Genomic DNA, 2,142 nt, shown 5'->3' with positions numbered 1-2,142 from the left:
TTTGCTTCTTCTTCCAGGCGAATACGTTCACGCATATCGGCTTCTTTTTTCCAGCGCTTACGGTCTGCATCCGTGATTTTAGTGTCAGCCGTTAGTCCGACGATAGCAGCCACTTCTTCCAGGACTTGTGGAAAAGAAAGATGGGTACAGCGTGAAATCAGCTCGAAGCCGTCACCAGCTCCACATCCGTTACAATAGAAATCACCCATTTCTTTTTTATCGTCATAACGGAACCGGTCTGAACCACCACAGGCGGGACAAGGTGCATGACGCTTTTTAGGTGGCATGGCAATGGCAAACTGAGGGAAAATCATGTCCCATTTACCACGTGCATGCGCCTTTACGTCATCTAGTTGAAATTTTGGTTTACTCACAGCGACCCCAACAAATATAAATTAATCTTTATGACTTTCGACCATGGACAGCAAGGTCAGCGCGACACGGATCAGATCCATTACGTCTTTATGAATGACATCGTATTCATCTGAACAAATGCTTTTATCCGAAATAGCTTCAGCAATTGACTGGGATAACTCACCCTGCTCTTTGGCCAATTTGCCAATTTTTTTCAGAAAATTCGTTTCTGTTAATTCATGCAGATCTGGCAATTCAAACCAGGCAGCCTTGCCGTGAATGGCACAAATACTGTCCATGATTCTTGGATCTTTGGTTTCTGCCAAAACTGCTTCCAAATGGTAAATGTTGGCTTTATGGGTAGTAGTCGAAGGGTTTAACGAGCTTCTAAATGTATTAATGTTGAAGCAATTCTTTTCGGCAATACGTGACATCATGCTGTCATCATTTGGTGTATATACCGCTGCTTTTAATGCCATCTCTAAAGACATTACGGTACGATCACGACGTTCAAGGCTACTAAGCTTCATGTTTAAAATCTCTATAATCAGTCATTTATTGAGTTAGACACTTTCGGTAAATTTGGCTTAACACTTGGAAGCCCATAGGGAGTACGTCCTTCAGCCAATGCTCTAATCTCATATTCACGAAGTCGTGGAATCTGCTGTTTATTCCACTTTGCAACTGCTGCAGTTGTAATACCCAGTCGATCTGCAAGCTCAGATAGGCTGCAATCTAATAATTGAATGGCTTCATCTCTAGTCATAACTCAACCCAAAAACTAACTTAAGTAAGTATTATTTAATATGAGTTTAGTTTGCCGGTCAATAGCTAATATAAGTTAGTTTTTGATAAGGACTTAAAAATGAACACTATCGGCAGCAGAATTAAAAAATTGCGTAAAGAAAAAAAGCTGACCCAAAAAGCATTAGGAAAAATTGCAAACGTTTCCGATGCAGCAGTAGTTCTGTGGGAAAAAGATGTAAATGTGCCAAAGTTAGAAAGCTTGCAATTTATAGCCCCAGCACTAAACACAACTATCGACTTCATTATGTATGGTGAAGTCCAGAATGCTGAGAATGTTGAAGATTACAGACCAGTAGCCAGAATGCTTCCAGTATTATCTGATGTTCAAGCTGGCAATTGGACTAACGTTCAGTCAGTCAACAAAATCGATATTGATCAATGGCTTCCAGCACCACCAAATGCAGGAAAAAACAGTTTCTATATGATAGTACGTGGAATCAGTAACGCTCCACACTTTAAAGATGGCGATTATATTTGTATCGATCCAGATATCCCAATTGAGTATGTTCAAACTGGCGAAATGATAGTGGCGCAATGTGATGATGAAGCAACATTTAAAGCCCTGGTCAAGGATTACAGTCGCATGTACTTACAAGCCCTGAACCCAAACTTTCAGCCCAATATTATTGAGCTTAAAGAAAACTGTGAATACAAAGGGAAATATGTAGGCAAATTTGAACCTAGCAAAAAGTTCATTTAATACTTAAAAACAAATTTTAGTTAGTTTTCTATTGACACTCCTACTGAGTAAAGTTAGTTTATAAAAACAAACTTTACTCAGTAGGTTTTTTTATGCGTAATTCAAATCAAAATAACTTCGATCAAATCGTGACAAGTCGCTTATTTGCTGCTGACTTTGCACAACCACAAATTCAAGACTTTGATTTCTACAAATCGAAGGCTATCACTCAGATCCAAAGCGCCATTCAATCTATTGCTGCTGCGAATAGTCCATTTGAATTTAACAGTGCAATTGCCCAG

General features: G+C 39.3%; 4 protein-coding genes and 1 pseudogene. 2 read left to right on the top strand and 3 right to left on the bottom strand.

Translation table 11 applies throughout. From position 1 onward, the window contains the following. From ACNPNW_RS15725 to ACNPNW_RS15715, 3 genes are all read right to left on the bottom strand, one after another. A partial coding sequence (locus ACNPNW_RS15725) for a primase-helicase zinc-binding domain-containing protein (protein ID WP_448767147.1) occupies positions 1-374 on the bottom strand: 374 nt, incomplete at its 3' end. A gap of 21 nt (positions 375-395) precedes the next feature. Further along, positions 396-884 carry a phage regulatory CII family protein gene (locus tag ACNPNW_RS15720; protein ID WP_448767146.1) on the bottom strand — a complete coding sequence of 163 codons (489 nt, stop codon included), beginning with the start codon at positions 882-884 and terminating at the stop codon, positions 396-398. Positions 885-901: 17 nt separating this feature from the next. Then, positions 902-1,120, bottom strand: coding sequence for a Cro/CI family transcriptional regulator (locus tag ACNPNW_RS15715; protein ID WP_314102814.1), 219 nt, complete (start codon positions 1,118-1,120; stop codon positions 902-904). A gap of 99 nt (positions 1,121-1,219) precedes the next feature. Here ACNPNW_RS15715 and ACNPNW_RS15710 point away from each other — a divergent pair, with 99 nt between their 5' ends. Both ACNPNW_RS15710 and ACNPNW_RS15705 read left to right on the top strand, forming a co-directional pair. After that, on the top strand, positions 1,220-1,861 hold the full coding sequence (locus ACNPNW_RS15710) for a LexA family protein (protein ID WP_086044489.1): 642 nt from the start codon (positions 1,220-1,222) through the stop codon (positions 1,859-1,861). Positions 1,862-1,953: 92 nt separating this feature from the next. Further along, positions 1,954-2,142 (top strand): annotated as a pseudogene (locus ACNPNW_RS15705) (hypothetical protein); the annotation flags it as partial.

This window comes from Acinetobacter endophylla, from assembly GCF_053543775.1.
Note: the sequence above shows the minus strand (reverse complement) of the source record. Positions and strands in the feature narration are given on the sequence as shown.